The organism is Paraburkholderia tuberum STM678 (genome assembly GCF_902833905.1).
Lineage (GTDB): Bacteria > Pseudomonadota > Gammaproteobacteria > Burkholderiales > Burkholderiaceae > Paraburkholderia > Paraburkholderia tuberum.
The window spans coordinates 1-2,952 of the sequence record NZ_CADFGP010000147.1; the positions used below are offsets into that span (position 1 = coordinate 1).

General features: G+C 57.2%; 1 protein-coding gene and 1 pseudogene. One reads left to right on the forward strand and one right to left on the reverse strand.

From position 1 onward, the window contains the following. Positions 1 to 247: 247 nt before the first annotated feature. The gene (locus HWY30_RS40555) at positions 248 to 1,006 is read left to right on the forward strand and encodes a PqqD family protein (RefSeq protein WP_090809627.1); all 759 of its coding nucleotides are present in this window, start codon (positions 248 to 250) and stop codon (positions 1,004 to 1,006) included. Positions 1,007 to 1,687: 681 nt separating this feature from the next. Here the strand turns inward: HWY30_RS40555 and HWY30_RS40560 are convergent. Then, positions 1,688 to 2,780: pseudogene (locus tag HWY30_RS40560) on the reverse strand (IS5 family transposase). Between the last annotated feature and the right edge of the window lie 172 nt (positions 2,781 to 2,952).

Consider the following 2,952-nt stretch of genomic DNA (forward strand, 5'->3'; position numbering starts at 1 on the left):
GGATGAAGTCTGGCTCAATCCGGAGCGCATGCAACCGGAAGAACTAAAGCAGTGCGCATGAGGTGACGCGACAAGTACGTTGACAACCGCCGTCTACGAGCCGCTTGCGTGGCGTGTCGCGGATGTGCTTGTTTGCCCGCATCATCGCGTTCATCTTGAGAATCAGTGTCCGTTTTGTGGGCGGGGCCGGCAGCCATCATTCGGAGCTTTCACTAGGGTGGGCTGCTGCCGCGGATGCGGTAAGTGGATGGGCAGGTTGATTCCGGCGGAATCGAGGTCTATCAGCGAACAGGATGCGTTCCTTTCGCGTAGCGTTGAAGATGCATTGTCGCTTTCCAATGTCCGCGGCGAAATCGAGCTGATCTCATCGGACGTTGCAGTGCGCGCCCTGCGTGATGTTTTCTGGTGTGGATCGTCTGCACAGATGGGGCGCGCGTTAGGAATCCTACCTTCCCAGATCGTACATTTCTGTGCGGGGACGTTTCCGGCTCCGTTGCTACTTTTCGTTCGGGCGAGCTACGCGACAGGCGCGACCATGGCGCAGATGTTCGTCAGTAACAGGTTTGAAGTGGCAGGGAGCGTGGAGCGAAAGCCGGATTTTGAAGTTCAGCGATCAGTCCCGCGTCGGCTCCAGTTGGCTGCTGAACTTGTGAGGCGGCTCAACGACGCGCTCGCAGAAGGTGGGCATCAGTCTGTGGGTGCTGTAGCGGCAGGCTTGAACGTAACAGCAGCAACCGTGTGGAGGCGCGAGCGAGAGTTGGCGACTCGCCTGGCGCAGATGCATGCGGAATATGCGAGCAAGGAGACGCAGGCCCAGAAAGAAATATACCAAGCCGATGTTATCGCATTCATCGCTGAATGTGCGGCACGCGGTATTGCTCCCGGCAGAAGACAGGTAGACAAGGAATGCGGAGGCATTGGCCGATTCTCGACTGACTGGAAACGTTCCATCATCAAGGACGCCATGTCTCAAGTCGCCACTTTGCCGCCACGTAGCGGTGAATAAGGGACTGTCTCGATGGAGCTGGGTGCGGCCGAGCCAAGGGTAGCGGCGCCCGCCGCTAGGCGATCAGTTTGGTAAGCAAACAGAAAATGGCTGAGCTTGAACTGGCCTGGGTAGGAACTCTCCTTTCCGGTAAACGTCTTCCGCGAGTTTTGTGCCGGCATCTCGACGCTCCGCCTACCGCTCCATTACAAAAATGTGGGGAATTGAGAGCTTGGCTTGATGGCCGGATATCGTACTGGCATGACGATTTCAATTTTATAAAAAATCCAAAAGTCTCAGCGGCTTAGGTGCGAGGTATGCCTCTGAGTTTCCCCTCAGTCGGACTTGAGATATCGCTGCTTCTACTCACAGCACCTTAGTTTATGCCTTATATGTTGGTTTGCATCATTTTGTGTCCTTCGCAAGAAAAAGCTGAAGGGCTCGACACTATATGTGGGCAAACGACAACATGAGCGGTAATGTCAAAGTACACGGGTACGGTAGAGGAGCGTCTTGGCAAGGCGATTGCGAGGGAGCGGACAGCCTTAGCAGGCCGCTGAAATACACGCCGAAAAAGTAGCCTTTCTGCGCTCGCTCGGCGCGTGCTGCAGGCCGTATCACATTGTGCAATTACAACGCGAATTCCGGGTTTTTTCGCCGGGTCGAGGCCACTTTCTGGCCTCATTGCCTCGTTTTTCGCCACTACGGGCGGACTTGTGCCAATGAGCGCATGCGCACGAGGTTGTAGGCGGCCATGTTCAACACGAACAGCTGGTCCACTTTCTTCAACCCGCGCACCATCACCTGGCGCATGCACCCCACGGTCTTGGCCCACCCGAAGCCCTGTTCGATCAGCTTGCGCTTTTGCTGCGAGATGGCGTAGCCCACGCTCGAGGCAATCGTATCGGGTACGGACGAACGCCGCCCTGAGGTGTTTTGTGCAACGTGCGGTGTGACCTTCATCTGGCACGCCTCGATGAATTCCTGCGCGTCGTAACCCTTGTCTGCGCCCAGCGTGATTTCTGCGCTCGCATCTTCTGCCGCTTGCCGCGCGTCGTTGATCATGACCTTGGCCGCTTCGCGCTCGGCATGCCCGTCAGCGCGTCACGCACGCGTTGACCACAAGGCCATGTCGATTGTCGGTCAGCGTGTGGCCCATGTAACGCAATTCGCCGGCCGTATTGCCTTTGCGATAGAGCCGCGCATCGGGATCGGTCCTGGACTCATGCGTCTCGTTGCTGCGCTTCTCGCCTTTGAAGTCGCCTGTGCTGCCGCCGTCGCTGTCCTGATCGTCATTGTCCTTGGGCACGAAGCTCTTATGCCCCGCCCATGCCTGGATCAGCTTGCCGTCGACGCTGAAGTGCTCGCCCGAGAGCAGGCACTTCTTCTCGGCGATCGCCACCACTTCGTTGAAGAATTCGATCACGGCATCATGCTTGATCAGACGTTCGCGATTCTTCGTGAAGACCGTCGGCACCCATACGTCGTCATCCATGGCCAAGCCGATGAACCAGCGAAATAGTAGGTTGTATTGCACCTGCTCCATCAGTTGACGCTCCGAGCGGACGCTGTAGAGTACCTGGAGCAGCATGGCTCGCAGCAACTTCTCCGGCGCGATGCTCGGCCGCCCACCCTTGATGTCAGCCTCGTACATCCCGGCAAACAACCGGTCCATCTTTGCCAGCGCTTCGTTCGCCATCACGCGGATCGAACGCAACGGATGCGACTTCGGAACGAAGTCGTCCAACTTGCGCATGGAAAATAAACTCTCGGTGAATGTGTCGGCGCCGCGCATGATCTCCGGGGGCAAGTGGGGGACTTCCATCAACGCATCGGGGGCCTTCCGCGATGACGTAACCGCAGGTACTTCAGCAGCCTGTTAGTACTACTGTGTCACATAACTAATTGCGCGCCCTATTGTCGTACAGGAGGAGAGCCATCGTTGCATGAGCCTTAGTCCAAGCAGG

Bases quoted from the DNA above. Each gene is read 5' to 3' on its own strand.
- HWY30_RS40555 (WP_090809627.1), top strand. From the start codon at position 248: ATGGGCAGGTTGATTCCGGCGGAATCGAGGTCTATCAGCGAACAGGAT.